Source organism: Pseudomonas sp. NPDC087697 (assembly GCF_044743155.1).
Lineage (GTDB): Bacteria > Pseudomonadota > Gammaproteobacteria > Pseudomonadales > Pseudomonadaceae > Aquipseudomonas.
Genome location: NZ_JBIUVW010000048.1, coordinates 1 through 15,205 on the forward strand (window position 1 = coordinate 1; position 15,205 = coordinate 15,205).

10 protein-coding genes are annotated in these 15,205 nt (G+C 57.7%); 7 read left to right on the top strand and 3 right to left on the bottom strand.

The genetic code is table 11. The features are described 5' to 3' along the window. Both ACIPIN_RS24775 and ACIPIN_RS24780 read right to left on the bottom strand, forming a co-directional pair. Positions 1–420, bottom strand: a 420-nt coding sequence (locus ACIPIN_RS24775) for a ribonucleotide-diphosphate reductase subunit beta (RefSeq protein ID WP_401123321.1), incomplete at its 3' end; no start/stop codon positions are given. 663 nt (positions 421–1,083) lie between these two features. Next, positions 1,084–1,347 (bottom strand): DUF2790 domain-containing protein, encoded by a 264-nt coding sequence (locus ACIPIN_RS24780; protein ID WP_401123324.1) that lies wholly within the window; start codon positions 1,345–1,347, stop codon positions 1,084–1,086. A gap of 415 nt (positions 1,348–1,762) precedes the next feature. On the opposite strand from ACIPIN_RS24780, the gene acs reads away from it, so the two are divergent. The 6 genes from acs to argR all read left to right on the top strand — a co-directional run bounded on the left by acs (position 1,763) and on the right by argR (position 8,598). Beyond that, positions 1,763–3,718: an acetate--CoA ligase gene (gene acs / locus ACIPIN_RS24785; RefSeq protein WP_401123326.1), complete on the top strand. Its 1,956-nt coding sequence runs from the start codon at positions 1,763–1,765 to the stop codon at positions 3,716–3,718. A 732-nt stretch (positions 3,719–4,450) separates the two neighbouring features. Continuing rightward, on the top strand, positions 4,451–5,227 hold the full coding sequence (locus ACIPIN_RS24790) for an ABC transporter substrate-binding protein (RefSeq protein WP_019693169.1): 777 nt from the start codon (positions 4,451–4,453) through the stop codon (positions 5,225–5,227). Positions 5,228–5,317: 90 nt separating this feature from the next. Further along, entirely contained in the window at positions 5,318–6,007 is a 690-nt protein-coding gene (locus ACIPIN_RS24795) for an ABC transporter permease (protein WP_123426773.1), read from the top strand. Then, positions 6,004–6,702: an ABC transporter permease gene (locus tag ACIPIN_RS24800; protein WP_123426774.1), complete on the top strand. Its 699-nt coding sequence runs from the start codon at positions 6,004–6,006 to the stop codon at positions 6,700–6,702. Before ACIPIN_RS24795 ends, ACIPIN_RS24800 begins: the two co-directional genes overlap by 4 nt. Before the next feature lie 38 nt (positions 6,703–6,740). Then, on the top strand, positions 6,741–7,505 hold the full coding sequence (locus ACIPIN_RS24805; RefSeq protein WP_262111707.1) for an ABC transporter ATP-binding protein: 765 nt from the start codon (positions 6,741–6,743) through the stop codon (positions 7,503–7,505). A gap of 112 nt (positions 7,506–7,617) precedes the next feature. Further along, complete coding sequence (argR, locus tag ACIPIN_RS24810) at positions 7,618–8,598, top strand: transcriptional regulator ArgR (protein WP_401123329.1); 981 nt, start codon at positions 7,618–7,620, stop codon at positions 8,596–8,598. 46 nt (positions 8,599–8,644) lie between these two features. Here the strand turns inward: argR and ACIPIN_RS24815 are convergent, their stop codons facing one another. After that, positions 8,645–13,675, bottom strand: coding sequence for a dermonecrotic toxin domain-containing protein (locus ACIPIN_RS24815; protein WP_401123332.1), 5,031 nt, complete (start codon positions 13,673–13,675; stop codon positions 8,645–8,647). A gap of 297 nt (positions 13,676–13,972) precedes the next feature. Here ACIPIN_RS24815 and ACIPIN_RS24820 point away from each other — a divergent pair, with 297 nt between their 5' ends. Further along, complete coding sequence (locus ACIPIN_RS24820) at positions 13,973–15,193, top strand: aspartate aminotransferase family protein (protein WP_401123333.1); 1,221 nt, start codon at positions 13,973–13,975, stop codon at positions 15,191–15,193. Positions 15,194–15,205 lie beyond the last annotated feature (12 nt).

Consider the following 15,205-nt stretch of genomic DNA (forward strand, 5'->3'; position numbering starts at 1 on the left):
GTCGTCGGTCAGGCCTTCCGGGTTTTTCCAGAGGGCGATGTCGGCGGTCATGTTGACTTCTTGCGGCATCCAGTGGTTTGCGCAGCCGTCCAGGTACTTCTGCCAGGCCCAGTCGTATTTGAACGGGACGAGTTGGTTGAGGTCGGCGCGGCAGTTGATCATGCGCTTTTCGTCGACCGCAACACGGGCGGAAGCGCCTTCGAGTTCGGCCAGGCCTTCGGCGACGTCGAGTTTGTCGAGGGCGGCTTTGGCGCGGATGATCGCAGCCGAGTCGGTGGCGGTTACGGCACGGGCTTCAAGTGCTGCAGCACCACCGGCGCTGTCGAGGCGGTCCATGTTGGCTTCAGTGGCGTGGCCAGCATTGGCGCCTTTGGCGACAACTTCGCCGTCTTCTTTGTCGAATTCGTCCCAGCTCAGCATGACGTGTCGTCTCCTGCGTGAGGGCCAGTCGCCCGTGTGAAAACTCTGATGGTCGGTTTTTCACACGGGCCGGTGGCCGCGTTGTCTCTAAAAGGAATCGTTTGTTGCAGCAGTACGCAGGCAAAAAACAGAAATGTGTACGGGTGTCCTGAAGTCGCTAAGGGCGGAGATAACGTCGTCAGCTCCTGCGGTGGCCTCAGCATCCTGCATCCTCCTGTAAGGGGATGTTGCAGGCCCGATTTACCGGCGCATTATAGGTGTTTTTTCGCGGTTGTGGTGCGGCGAAATGGCTCAGAGAACCCTCGGCAGGGCGCGTAATCAAGGCGGAGCAAGGGTTTACAGGGCTTTGGCCGATCAAGATTTTTTTTGAGGATTTTTGGCGACGTGAAAGCGCTGTAGACGTCGGTGTTTGCTGTCAAAACGCCGCAAGCCCGATGGCACGGGACTTACAGGGAAGATGAGGTGTGTTGGTGGGCGAGATTGTGTTCAGTTTTGGGTGGAAATTGTTGATGGGTTTTTCTGTTCAAAAAACAACCAAAAATGGCTTTTTACACTACATGTAGTGTTTTGGTCCGGGTTTCTGTGGTTCCAGACACAACGACGCCCGACGAAGGTCGGGCGGTGATGTCGGGTTCGCAATGAGCAAGACGTCAGCGTTGATGATCAGCCGTTAGAGCAACCGTTGCCCATCACGCTGTAGCGCAGAATATGCCGTTGACCGTTCGAGTCTTCATATTCCATGCGGGCTGGTACAACTTCGCAAACGCTTGGAACTTCGCTCATGGAAATAACTTTGGCGATGTCCAGGTGAGTGGAGTAAGTGTATTCCTCTACCGGTACGGTGTTGTTGGCAACATCAGTCGGGATCTCGTCTGCCATGGCGGTTGCGCACAGACTGCTGAGGGCCAGAACCAATAAAGCTTTCATTTCAATTTTACCTTTCTGAGGTCGAATGGGGTCACGCAACCTTTTTGGGGTTGCGTGTGGAACTTGATTACTGAGTGTTGGATTAACTGCCTTCGTGGGGGCTGCAACTGGGTTAATCACGTTCGCCTTGTTGGCGAGGCTGATTTTAGGCGTGCGAGTTGCGCGCATATAGGCGTGCTTTTGATAAAGACTATTGGCATATCCTGTAACAATCTCGTAAAAACGACCTCGTACACTGCAGAGTCAACTTTCACAAAACGGCTGAAACCCTCTAAAACCGGCGGGTCTGAGCGGCTTGGTCGGTAGATACGACGTTTTGTAGGGGCTTGTTACTACCATCGTCGAATGGTTCTATAGGCCCGGCCCGGCTACAACGAGGCCATACAAAAACAACTATTCCACCGAGGTAAGAAAGATGAGTGCGGCTTCTCTGTATCCCGTTCGTCCCGAGGTTGCGGCCAATACGCTGACTGACGAGGCGACCTACAAGGCCATGTACCAGCAGTCGGTCGTCAATCCGGACGGCTTCTGGCGCGAGCAAGCCAAGCGCCTCGACTGGATCAAGCCTTTCACCACGGTGAAGCAGACTTCTTTCGACGATCACCATGTCGACATCAAATGGTTCGCCGACGGCACTCTGAACGTTTCCTACAACTGCCTGGACCGCCATCTCGCCGAGCGTGGCGATCAGATCGCGATCATCTGGGAGGGCGATGACCCTGCCGAGAGCCGCAACATTACCTACCGCGAGCTGCACGAAGAAGTCTGCAAGTTCGCCAACGCCTTGCGCGGCCAGGATGTGCACCGCGGCGACGTGGTGACTATCTATATGCCGATGATTCCCGAAGCCGTGGTCGCCATGCTGGCGTGTACCCGGATCGGCGCGATTCACTCGGTGGTGTTTGGCGGCTTCTCGCCGGAAGCCCTGGCCGGTCGGATCATCGACTGCAAATCGAAAGTGGTGATCACCGCTGACGAAGGCCTGCGTGCCGGCAAGAAAATCTCGCTCAAGGCCAACGTCGATGACGCGCTGACCAACCCGGAAACCAGCAGCATCCAGAAGGTCATCGTGTGCAAGCGCACCGGTGGCAACATCAAGTGGAACCCGCACCGCGACATCTGGTACGAAGACCTGATGAAAGTCGCAGGCACCGTGTGTGCGCCGAAAGAGATGGGCGCTGAAGAAGCGCTGTTCATCCTTTACACCTCCGGCTCCACCGGCAAGCCAAAGGGCGTGCAGCACACCACTGGCGGTTATCTGCTCTACTCCGCACTGACCCACGAGCGCGTGTTCGACTACCGTCCGGGCGAAATCTACTGGTGCACCGCTGACGTCGGCTGGGTCACTGGCCACACCTATATTGTCTACGGCCCGCTGGCCAACGGCGCCACGACCTTGCTGTTCGAAGGCGTGCCGAACTATCCGGATATCACTCGGGTGGCGAAGATCGTCGACAAGCACAAGGTCAACATCCTCTACACCGCGCCGACCGCGATTCGCGCCATGATGGCTTCGGGTACGGCGGCTGTTGAAGGCTTTGATGGCAGCAGCCTGCGTCTGTTGGGTTCGGTGGGTGAGCCGATCAACCCGGAAGCGTGGGACTGGTACTACAAGAATGTTGGCCAATCTCGCTGCCCGATCGTCGATACCTGGTGGCAGACCGAAACCGGCGCGACCCTGATGAGCCCGCTGCCGGGCGCTCATGCGTTGAAGCCTGGCTCTGCGGCGCGTCCGTTCTTCGGTGTGGTGCCGGCGTTGGTGGACAACCTGGGTAACATCATCGAGGGCGTTGCCGAGGGTAATCTGGTGATTCTCGATTCGTGGCCAGGTCAGGCGCGCACGCTGTATGGCGACCACGACCGTTTCGTCGACACTTACTTCAAGACGTTCCGTGGCATGTACTTCACCGGTGACGGCGCGCGTCGCGATGCCGACGGCTACTGGTGGATCACCGGTCGCGTGGATGACGTGCTCAACGTTTCCGGCCACCGCATGGGCACCGCCGAAATCGAAAGCGCGATGGTTGCGCACCCGAAAGTCGCTGAAGCAGCGGTGGTCGGTGTGCCGCATGACATCAAGGGGCAGGGCATTTATGTCTACGTCACCCTCAACGGTGGCGAAGAGCCGAGCGAAGCGTTGCGTCTGGAGCTGAAAAACTGGGTGCGTAAAGAGATCGGCCCGATTGCTTCGCCGGATGTCATCCAGTGGGCGCCGGGTCTGCCAAAAACCCGGTCGGGGAAAATCATGCGCCGTATCCTGCGCAAGATTGCCACGGCTGAATACGACGGGTTGGGGGATATCTCTACCCTGGCGGACCCAAGTGTGGTGCAGCATTTGATCGATACGCACAAGACCATGAACGTCGCTTAATAGCGGTTCTTGTGTCATCGAAAGCCCCACCCGGTGTTGAGCCTGGTGGGGCTTTTTATTGGTGATCAGGTCTGGATTCTCTGCTGTTTGGTCGGGCCTCATCGCGAGCAAGCTCGCTCCCACATTTGATCGAGTTGTGGCGCAGGAAGTGTGCACCCCGCAGATCCACTGTGGGAGCGAGCTTGCTCGCGATGGTGGTCTATCAGACGCCACATCAACAACGCTGTGATCACCGGCCAATATTTATCGGCTTCATCTGTAGGAGCCTTCCCTCTGTTACCCGCCACCCTTCAAGTAACTAAATGTGTAACCGATCGCCCAATAACGAGGCATTGGGAAACGCCAAGCCCCGTCTCAGGGCCTGTTCAGACCACCTGAAAAATAAGGCACAACGCTGTGCTTGCCGGATTAGAAGGGTTTACGAATAATAGGCCCGCTATTTGCAATATAGATCGGTTCACTGTCTTTTGCTCTTGCATAAACTTCAAGGGCTGTCAATGTGCTCGATCGGGTTTCTCGGTGCTTCTGTAATTTGTTGTCGCATTGAAGAAATATCGGCTTCGGGCCTGTCGTTAGAATGCCGATCACTCGCTCGTCGTTGCCTGCGTTGAAATCAGTGTTGCGTTCAGCACCGGTTTCCCACGACGCAGCGCCGCTTTCCGTTTCCACCCATTCGCATATTGGGCTCTCGCTCACTCTGCCGTTTTCGCCCTATACCGATGGAGTCCTAAGATGAAGAAACTCGTGCTTCTTGGCGCCCTGGCACTGTCCGTGCTGTCCCTGCCTACGTTCGCCGATGAAAAGCCTCTGAAAATTGGTATCGAGGCGGCTTACCCTCCGTTCGCGTCCAAGGCGCCGGATGGCAGCATCGTTGGTTTCGACTACGACATCGGCAACGCCCTGTGCGAAGAGATGAAGGTCAAGTGCGTCTGGGTCGAGCAAGAGTTCGACGGTCTGATCCCTGCGCTTAAAGTGCGCAAGATCGACGCGATCCTGTCGTCCATGTCGATCACTGACGATCGCAAGAAGTCCGTGGACTTCACCAACAAGTACTACAACACCCCGGCACGTCTGGTCATGAAGGCCGGTACTCAGGTCAGCGACAACCTGACCGAGCTCAAGGGCAAGAAAATCGGCGTGCAACGCGGTTCGATCCACAACCGTTTCGCTGAAGAAGTCCTGAAGCCACTGGGTGCTGAAGTCAAGCCGTACGGCTCGCAGAACGAAATCTACCTGGACGTGGCTGCCGGTCGCCTCGATGGCACCGTGGCTGACGCTACCCTGCTGGATGACGGCTTCCTGAAAACCGACGCTGGCAAAGGCTTTGCCTTCGTTGGCCCGGCGTTCACCGACGTCAAATACTTCGGCGACGGCGTAGGCATCGCAGTACGCAAAGGCGACAAGGCTGAGCTGGACAAGATCAACGCAGCCATCGCCACCATTCGTGAGAATGGCAAGTACAAGCAAATCCAGGACAAGTACTTCGCGTTCGATATTTACGGCAAGTAAGTAGCTCGCACGTCCATCCGAAATGGCGCAAGCAACAGGATCTCTGAGGTTTGCGCCATTTTTTCATCCCAACTTTCGAGGACCTGAATCATGTTGAAAGGCTACGGGGCTGTCATCCTCGATGGCGCATGGCTGACGCTTCAGCTCGCCTTGTCGTCCATGGCCTTGGCCATTGTTCTGGGTCTGATCGGGGTCGCATTGCGCCTGTCGCCGGTACGCTGGCTGGCCTGGCTGGGCGATCTGTATTCCACGGTGATCCGCGGGATTCCCGATCTGGTACTGATCCTGCTGATTTTCTACGGCGGTCAGGACTTGCTCAACCGTGTTGCGCCATTGCTCGGCTATGACGACTACATCGACTTGAACCCGTTGATCGCCGGTATCGGCACCCTGGGTTTCATTTTCGGTGCGTACCTGTCGGAAACCTTCCGTGGGGCCTTCATGGCGATCCCGAAAGGCCAGGCAGAAGCCGGTGCGGCATACGGCATGAGCAGTTTTCAGGTGTTTTTCCGGGTATTGGTGCCGCAGATGATTCGCCTGGCGATTCCGGGCTTTACCAATAACTGGCTGGTATTGACCAAGGCGACTGCGCTGATTTCGGTGGTCGGTCTGCAAGATATGATGTTCAAGGCCAAGCAGGCGGCAGATGCCACCCGCGAGCCTTTCACCTTCTTCCTCGCAGTGGCGGCGATGTACCTGGTGATCACCAGCGTCTCGTTGCTGGCATTGCGTCACCTTGAGAAGCGCTACTCGGTAGGCGTAAGGGCGGCTGATCTATGATCTTCGACTACAACGTCATTTGGGAGGCCTTGCCGCTGTACTTCGGCGGCCTGGTGACCACCCTCAAACTGCTCGCGCTGTCGCTGCTGTTCGGTTTGCTGGCCGCGTTGCCGCTGGGCTTGATGCGCGTCTCCAAGCAGCCGATCGTCAACATGAGTGCCTGGCTCTTCACCTACGTGATCCGCGGCACACCGATGCTGGTGCAGCTGTTTTTGATCTACTACGGTCTGGCGCAATTCGAAGCGGTACGTGAAAGCTTCCTCTGGCCGTGGCTGTCCAGCGCGACGTTCTGTGCCTGCCTGGCATTCGCGATCAACACCAGTGCCTACACTGCTGAAATCATCGCCGGCAGCCTGCGTGCTACACCAAACGGTGAGATCGAAGCGGCCAAGGCCATGGGCATGTCGCGCTTCAAGATGTACAAGCGCATCCTGCTGCCGTCGGCCCTGCGCCGGGCGCTGCCGCAGTACAGCAACGAAGTGATCATGATGCTGCAGACCACCAGTCTGGCGTCCATCGTGACCCTGATCGACATCACCGGTGCCGCGCGTACCGTGAACGCTCAGTACTACTTGCCGTTCGAGGCCTACATCACCGCAGGCGTGTTCTACCTGTGCATGACGTTCATTCTGGTGCGTCTGTTCAAGATGGCCGAGCACCGCTGGCTGGGCTACCTGGCCCCGCGCAAGCACTGAATAACCACTGACTGACTGTTTTTGTGAGAACCGACAGCATGTACAAACTTGAAGTCCAAGACCTGCATAAACGCTACGGCAGTCACGAAGTGCTCAAGGGCGTGTCCCTGAAAGCGGCAGCCGGCGATGTGATCAGCATCATCGGCTCCAGTGGCTCCGGCAAAAGTACTTTCCTGCGTTGCATCAACCTGCTTGAGCAACCGCACGCCGGCAAGATTCTGCTCAACAACGAAGAGCTGAAACTGGTGGCGAACAAGGACGGCGCGCTGAAAGCCGCCGACCCGAAACAACTGCAACGCATGCGTTCGCGGTTGTCGATGGTGTTCCAGCATTTCAATCTGTGGTCGCACATGACCGCGATGGAAAACATCATGGAAGCGCCGGTTCACGTACTCGGCATGTCCAAGGCTGAAGCCCGTGAAAAGGCTGAGCACTACCTGGCCAAGGTTGGCGTGTCCCATCGTAAGGATGCTTACCCAGGCCATATGTCTGGCGGCGAACAACAACGCGTGGCGATTGCTCGTGCGTTGGCGATGGAACCTGAGGTGATGCTGTTCGACGAACCAACGTCGGCACTCGACCCTGAGCTGGTGGGCGACGTGCTGAAAGTGATGCAGGCGCTGGCCCAGGAAGGCCGGACCATGGTCGTGGTGACGCACGAAATGGGCTTTGCCCGTGAAGTGTCGAACCAGTTGGTGTTCCTGCACAAAGGCGTGGTTGAAGAAAGCGGCAACCCGCGTGAAGTGTTGGTCAATCCACAGTCCGAACGTCTGCAACAATTCCTCTCGGGCAGCCTGAAGTAATCGCTCCCGTTACGCACCAAATTAGGTCATGCTGCGCACCGCGCGCCAGATGGTCTAATTTGGTTGCAGCCGCCTTTGGCTTTAACACTGTTTTCGTTTCGGATTGCCCGCCATGACTGCCCATCGAATTGGTTTCCTGATTTGGCCCAGCACTAAAGCCTTGACGCTGGCGCTGGCCGAGGAGGCCTTGCGTGTTGCTCAGCGCGTGCATCCGGATGTTGTTTACGAACTCTCGTTCCTGCAGGCTGAAACGCCTACAGAAGGTGCCTGGCAATTGCCGGGTGAGCCCTGGACCGGCAAGCTGGAAAATTTCCAGAAGCTGTTTCTGCTGGCCGATGAGCCGCCGACCGCACTGGCACCCGCCCTCAGCAGCGCGCTCAAGCAACTGGTGCGTGCCGGTTGTGTGATTGGTGGTCTGTCGGCAGGTGTCTATCCGTTGGCCCAGCTCGGTTTGCTCGATGGCTACCGCGCGGCGGTGCATTGGCGTTGGCAGGATGATTTCACCGAGCGCTTCCCCAAGGTCATCGCCACCAGTCATCTGTTCGATTGGGATCGCGATCGCCTGACCGCGTGTGGCGGGATGTCGGTGCTTGATCTGTTACTGGCGGTGCTGGCCCGTGATCACGGCGCTGAACTGGCCGGTGCGGTGTCCGAAGAACTGGTGGTCGAGCGTATTCGTGAAGGCGGTGAGCGTCAGCGCATTCCCTTGCAGAATCGCCTCGGCTCCAGCCATCCAAAGCTCACTCAAGCCGTGTTGCTGATGGAAGCCAATATCGAGGAGCCGCTGACCACCGACGAAATCGCCCAACACGTGTGCGTGTCCCGTCGACAGTTGGAGCGGATTTTCAAGCAGTACCTCAACCGTGTGCCGAGCCAGTATTACCTGGAGTTGCGCCTGAACAAGGCCCGGCAGATGTTGATGCAAACCAGCAAGTCGATCATCCAGATCGGTTTGTCGTGTGGTTTCTCCTCGGGGCCGCACTTCTCCAGCGCCTACCGCAACTTCTTCGGCGCCACGCCGCGGGAAGATCGCAATCAGCGGCGCAGCAGCAGTCCTTTCGAATTGTCGTCGGCGCCTTCAGAGCGAGGCTGATACCTCCTGTTGGATGCCGGGAGTTTCCTCCCGGCAGCCTCCTCCGTTATTCGTCGACCTCACTGCCTTCCGAGGACGAGTTCTCCATTTCTGCGGTTTCGATGATTTCTTCGATTCCAAAGTCCTCACCGGTGCGCTGAAAGTAGGCGATCAATCGCCGCATGCTGGCTGCGGAGATTGGATTGCCCTGCAAGTTGATCGCGTGAGTGACCTCGACAGAGGCTTCCAGAACATCGCTGGGTATTTCGGTAATGGCGTTATCGCTAAGGTTCGCCACCAGCAATGCCGTGCGGCTGAATAGCCCGGGCGGCAGCTCAGTGATGTCCGTGTCAAACATCAACAGCGTCCGAAGCTTGGGCATCTGGCTGACATCGGCCGGCAAACCCAGCGGGTTGCTGCTCAACACCAGGACCTCGATATTATCCATGCCTGCCAGTGCTGCCTGGGTGTTTGAATCCAGGGTGATCAAGCAGTCAGCAAGCTCCAGGGAGGTCAACTCGCCCAGATTGAACACCTGTTGGGGGATCGTGTTCAGTGCGTAGTCGTTGATGCTCAGACTTTTCAGGTTAGGGAAGCAGCGTAGAAAACCTTCGACCCCGGAAGTCACATTCTCATCGCCCTCCAGGTGCAGTCGCGAAACATGGCTGAAGTCCGCTGTCAGGGTCGGAAGGCTTCCGTGAATGATTTCGTCAGAGTAGAGCTCATAGTGGGCCTGACCGTCTTGATTGACTCCCTCAAGATCCGACTCACGGCGCCAGCATTGCTCTACGATTTCCTTGAAGGCATCGCGGGAAAAGTGCTCTTCTGTCAGTTGCTCATCGGTAAAGGGCAAGTCCGTTAGCGGATGCACGGCTGGCGTGTCCGATGTCCAGGCGGCCAGATCATTGCGCAGCTTGGTGTACTCGGTGGCCAGGCGCGTCACTTCGACTCTGCCTGCCTCCAGGTTTCCGGGCAGCTTATAGATGAAGTCGCTGGCTTCTTCCCTGTCCATCAGAGGGTACAACTCCTGAGTCCGGTCGATTTCCGCCGCCTGCGCCATGACACCAAAGTCCTGGCCACTCGTCCCAAAGAAGGCCTTAATCTGCTCGCGGGTGGCCAGCGAGAGAGGGTTGTTACTGAGGTCCGTGCCACTGATGAGGGTCAGGGGTAGATGGTAATGGCCTGGCTCCAGATCGGTGATCTGGTTGTCATTGAGAATCATCGTATGCAGGTTCGGATGATCACGCAGACCCTGGGGAATGCGGGTGATACCGGTATTGGAGAGATCAAGGTAAGTAAGGTCAGGCATACCCTGCAGGTTGGGAGTCAGCCCCAAGGGGTTGTTGTAAAGATCCAGCGTTACCAGCTTGCTGAGCGATGAAAGCGCGGTTTGGGTGTCGGGCGTCAGTCTGATGCCGCAGTCGCTCAGCAGCAGTTCATTGAGCTCGGGCATCATGGAAATGGCCGAAGGAAGCTCGCCAAGGGTAACGTTTCTGAGTTCGAGGCGAGTGAGCCCGCTGAACTGCTGAAGAAAACCGTTGATCCCATGGGGTACGCCGATATCTTGCAGCGATAGCGTCGAAACGCGGCTGAAGTCTGCCGATACGGTCGGGAGTTCTCCCATGAGCGGCCTGGAGAAACTCAACAGACAGTCGTAGTTCTCAGTCAGTGCCTGGGTCGTGTCGACAGTGATTTGCTGGCGCCAGGTGCGAGTCATTTGCGCCTTGAAGGCGATGCGATTCTGCCTGATCTCCATCATTTGCTGAGGTGGGGCCTGATGAATCTGGTGGGTCCAGGCATCCAGATCCTGGTTCAGTTGCGCGTATTCGCCTTGCAGGCGCGAAAGCTCTGCATCTGCCCCGGTGGGATGTTCGTTCAATTGTCTGATGATGCTCAGCACCTCTTGAGGTGAAAGCGCCGGGAATAACTCGCGAACTCTGCGGTCCAGATTCGCCGCATCGGGTGGTAGGCGCTCATAGCCGTCCGCCCCGCCGAGCAGGCGCATGATTTGCGGGTCATAAACCGGTTTGAGTTGTGGATTTTGCTTGAGCAGAGTGTGCAGCTCATCGCGTTTGAGCGGATGGTTGCGCAACGCCTGTTTGAGCTTTTCTCCTTGGCCCGCATGAATCTTCAGCGCAGCACGTTCACTGTCTGGAAGGGCCTTCAGCATCGCGTCATAGAGATCGGTTGCGCCAGAGAGCGCCTGACCTTTGTCGTCATAGGCTGCGTAGAGTCGATCTTCGCGTTGCACCAGTATTTTGCGAGTCGGCGCGTCTTGTTGGCCGATGCTCGTACGATGGCGACCGTTATAGGTGTAGTCCTGTATGTCGATCCGCACTTCGCCCGACCAGCCCGGCAGGCGTTCAGCTGAGTGGAACATCAGCAGGTCGGTGTCCGGGTTGTCCAGCGACAACAGGTTCATACCTTCGTAGGCCCGGGTGCCCCGTACTTCCTGCATGGCACTGCGGGCAAGCTCCGTGAGGCGTGGCGGCACTGCGCCGTTGTCTATCTGTTGCAGCTCGGCACCGCTGGCCTCGCTCATCAATTCCTGCGCCACACTCAGTGGCAGCCCGAAAGTAGCGTCGAGCAGCTTTTGAATCCTGGCGTTATTCGTGTGCTCAAGCGTTTGGTAACGGCTATCGAACAGCAATGTTCTTTGTCGGGCGGCGGTCTGGGCCAGCGTTTGTCTCAGCTGCGAAGCGCGCGCCGCCGTTGATCGGGTGGGCGCATTAATTTCCTCTTCCAGAAGGGTGTGCTGTTCGGTCTCGGTCAGGTTGCCAAGCAGGGTGGCAAGCAGGTCGCCGTCGGTCAGCCGGTCTTGCTCAATCTCGATTGTCGAGCTTGCGGGGTGCGCGGTTTCCCACACGGTTTGCCCCTGTTTGTCGATCAGGCGAATGCCTTTGTTTTCTGGCCAGAGGAAGTGTTTGACGAGCAACTGAAGTTGCGTTTCCGAGTCGGCTTTTACGTAGTGTTCGCGATAGGGGCTGCTCAGGCGGTCAATGAAGGTTTGCAGGTTTCTGTCGATGTTGAAGCGTTTGAGGGTGTCGGCCAGCAGTGGCGGCACGGATTCATGCTCGACATGCATCTTGCGCAGGATGTTCTCGTGGTAACCGCTGGCCTTGAGTGCCCGGTCCTGATCGGCGGCCGAGAGGTTGTCGGCCAAATGACCCAGACGTCTGAGCAGGGTTTTTCTATCCCAGGCCAGTGGTTGATCGATTTCCGTTTGCCATGCGCCACTGCCGTTGTGTTTCAGTATCGGTCGGTAGGCGTCGGGGCGTGAGGGATGCGCGATGCGGTGGGCGCCGATTTGCGAGTCTTGAGCGATGGCAAAAGGTTTGCCGTCGATTGTTACGAGCGTTTTTGCGCTGTGCTCATACAGTCCCGACGCATCGGGAACGGAACTGGCTGGCAAGGCTGTCGGGTATTCGTAAGTTGTCAGGTCGGGTTTCCAGTAAAGGGTTTTGCCGTTGGCAGCCTTGACTGGTTTGAACGTGTCGATGAATTTCAGTGCCTCCTTGGGGAGCATGCGGCGAAATTCCCCCGCGCCCACAGTGGCCCCTGCGGCAAACGTCCCCAGCTCGACAAGCGATTGAGTCACCGCCATGAGGTGCTGGAAGGCTCCGTCAGTCAGTCCTTCTGCCCAGTCGATAACCCCTTCGAAGGCCTCATCGACCAATTGATAAGCCATGTAAGCCAGCATCAGTTCACCGAGGAACGGCACGAAGGGCAGGGCAATGAACGCGGCCATCTGAACGATGGTCGAGGCAACGCTGGAAAACGAATCCCACAAGGCCCAGCGAGCCTTTTGGTCCACGCTCGCCGTGGCAACGGCAACCATCCGCGCGTCGTTGAGAATCTTGTTCAGTTTTTCGTGGTAGAGGTGGAGCCATGGAGTGCGAGTGATTGTTGTCACTGCAAATTGCAGGTCGGGTCGATCGACTGGCGTTTCGCGCCATGAAGGCAGTGGATCGCCTCGGGTGTGTTGATGCCAGGTTACTTTTGCCAGGCGATCGGCCAGATTGGCAAAGAAGTACCCGCGGTCTTCATGGGCGACGAAGCGGCTGAAAAACGTCTGATAGGCAGGCAAGCGTAACTGACGTGTGAGGGTCTGCATCAGTTCGCCGGTCGAGGCGTATTCCTTGAACGGGTGCTCGGGGTCATCGGGGATGTAGGCTACGACCCTTGCCGCACTTCGCGATTGCTCAAGATTTGCGGCAAACAACAGGATCCCGGTCAGTTTGGCGGACATGATCGTCAAGTCGTGGCAAAGCAGTGGCTGGCCATCGAGTCGAATGTCTCGCGAACCGTCAGCCAGGCGCTGGAGTTGACGACTGAAATCGTCCCGGATGTCGCCCTTCATTCGGGCCAGTTGCAGTGCTGCCTTCAGCGCGGCTTTCTGGCTCGCCTCGATCCTCGGATGTAGCCGTGCGGCGACGACCGGGTTGCTGATCCCCAGATTCTCTTCAAGGTAGGTGCGAAACCGTGCGCCGATGTCCAGCTCTCGGCACAGCGCGGTGAAGTCCGGGATCGGGATTGAGTGTTTGATCTGTGGCAGCGTGTCGAACCGGCCGGTCGACGTCGGCTCGGTGATGAAGGTCGAGGCCGGTTCATAGGCGTCGCTTCGGGTTTCCTGTTCTTCAAAGTTGTGTAGCGCTGCGTCCAGCAGTGAAACCGTCCAGCTTCGCGCCGCCCCGGATTTGACCGGGAACCAGGGGATCGTCGCAGGAATATAAAGGCGCAAAAAAACTCGTCTTACGTCCACCTCCACGCCGAATCGCGCTTTTAACGCGTTCTTGAGCAACGGTTCGGCAAAGGCGTGGGCGTCCTGAATGTTTTTCAGTATCTGCTCGCAGTGATTCTGGGCTGACCAGTAAGCGGTGTTGAGCCGTTTGAGTTCTGCGTGATGCGGGGCGGCTGCGCTTTTGAGCCGGGCGGGCAGTACGGGGCGGGCTCTTTTCAGTGCCTCAAGCCGGGCCGAGGAGGCGTTGCCAAGCCATTGGGGGATCGCCTCCTTGAGCGGTTGGTAGTGCGCAGGCGGATGGGCGAAAACAATCGTCGTAGTCGCAATTGTGCGCGTTGAGTCGTCGGGTAAGAGCATCGGGCTAATCCATCAGCATTCAAGGGTGTTGAATGAAAACAGGGTGTGCCTTTGAAGATGCGGTACATATTTAGGCGTGCAGGCATTCATCTCTCGCCAAGCCTGCCGCAAACCCGCGCCAGCAGTTTAAACTGCGCCTTTGCGACGCTATTTGTCGCATTGCCGTAAACCCGTTCAAATACCGGGTTTGCGCTATAAGAAGTTGTCGCTTGGCGGCAAGGCCGGGCTGAAAACTGTCCTTACAATCCCCCTATCGCTCGCCAGTTTCAGGCGGGTGTTTCTCATCAGGAGACTCCGATGTCCGTTGAGCACGCTGCGGTACAACGCGCCGATTTTGACCAGGTAATGGTTCCCAACTATGCACCTGCCGCTTTCATTCCGGTACGTGGCGCCGGTTCCCGCGTTTGGGACCAGTCTGGCCGCGAGCTGATCGACTTCGCCGGCGGGATTGCGGTTAACGTATTGGGCCATGCGCACCCGGCGCTGGTCGGTGCCTTGACCGAACAAGCGAACAAGCTGTGGCACGTGTCCAACGTGTTCACCAATGAGCCGGCCTTGCGCCTGGCCCATAAGCTGATCGACGCGACCTTCGCCGAGCGCGTGTTCTTCTGCAACTCCGGCGCCGAAGCCAACGAGGCCGCCTTCAAGCTGGCCCGTCGCGTGGCTCACGATCGTTTCGGTTCAGAGAAATACGAAATCATCGCCGCGCTCAACAGCTTCCACGGCCGTACGCTGTTCACCGTAAACGTCGGTGGCCAGTCGAAGTACTCCGATGGTTTCGGTCCGAAGATCACCGGCATCACTCACGTCAAGTTCAACGATCTGGAAGCGCTCAAAGCCGCCATTTCCGACAAGACTTGCGCGGTAGTGCTGGAGCCGATCCAGGGCGAAGGCGGCGTATTGCCGGCTGAACTTTCGTACCTGCAAGGTGCTCGTGAGCTGTGCACCGCACACAACGCACTGCTGATTTTCGACGAAGTACAGACTGGCATGGGTCGCAGCGGTGAGCTGTTCGCTTACCAGCATTACGGCGTGACGCCGGACATCCTGACCAGCGCCAAGAGCCTGGGCGGTGGTTTCCCGATCGCGGCGATGCTGACCAGCGAAGCCCTGGCCAAACACCTGGTCGTCGGCACCCACGGCACCACTTACGGCGGCAACCCGTTGGCGTGCGCCGTCGCTGAAGCGGTGATCGACGTGGTCAACACCCCTGAAGTGTTGAACGGCGTCAAAGCCAAGCACGATCTGTTCAAGACTCGTCTGGAGCAGATCGGCGCCAAGTACGGCTTGTTCACCCAAGTGCGAGGCCTGGGCCTGCTGCTCGGTTGCGTCTTGAGCGAGGCCTGGAAAGGCAAGGCCAAGGACATCTTCAACGCCGCCGAAAAAGAAGGCCTGATGATTCTGCAAGCCGGTCCTGACGTGATTCGTTTCGCGCCAAGCCTGGTAGTTGAAGACGCGGACATCGAGCAGGGTCTGGAGCGCTTCGAGCGCGCCGTGGCCAAACTGACTCAAGCCTGATCGACCCTTCGA

Excerpts from the sequence above, each read along its gene's own strand:
- ACIPIN_RS24780 (WP_401123324.1), bottom strand. The coding sequence starts at position 1,347 with ATGAAAGCTTTATTGGTTCTGGCCCTCAGCAGTCTGTGCGCAACCGCC.
- acs (WP_401123326.1), top strand. The coding sequence starts at position 1,763 with ATGAGTGCGGCTTCTCTGTATCCCGTTCGTCCCGAGGTTGCGGCCAAT.
- ACIPIN_RS24790 (WP_019693169.1), top strand. The coding sequence starts at position 4,451 with ATGAAGAAACTCGTGCTTCTTGGCGCCCTGGCACTGTCCGTGCTGTCC.
- ACIPIN_RS24795 (WP_123426773.1), top strand. The coding sequence starts at position 5,318 with ATGTTGAAAGGCTACGGGGCTGTCATCCTCGATGGCGCATGGCTGACG.
- ACIPIN_RS24800 (WP_123426774.1), top strand. The coding sequence starts at position 6,004 with ATGATCTTCGACTACAACGTCATTTGGGAGGCCTTGCCGCTGTACTTC.
- ACIPIN_RS24805 (WP_262111707.1), top strand. The coding sequence starts at position 6,741 with ATGTACAAACTTGAAGTCCAAGACCTGCATAAACGCTACGGCAGTCAC.
- argR (WP_401123329.1), top strand. The coding sequence starts at position 7,618 with ATGACTGCCCATCGAATTGGTTTCCTGATTTGGCCCAGCACTAAAGCC.
- ACIPIN_RS24815 (WP_401123332.1), bottom strand. The coding sequence starts at position 13,675 with ATGCTCTTACCCGACGACTCAACGCGCACAATTGCGACTACGACGATT.
- ACIPIN_RS24820 (WP_401123333.1), top strand. The coding sequence starts at position 13,973 with ATGTCCGTTGAGCACGCTGCGGTACAACGCGCCGATTTTGACCAGGTA.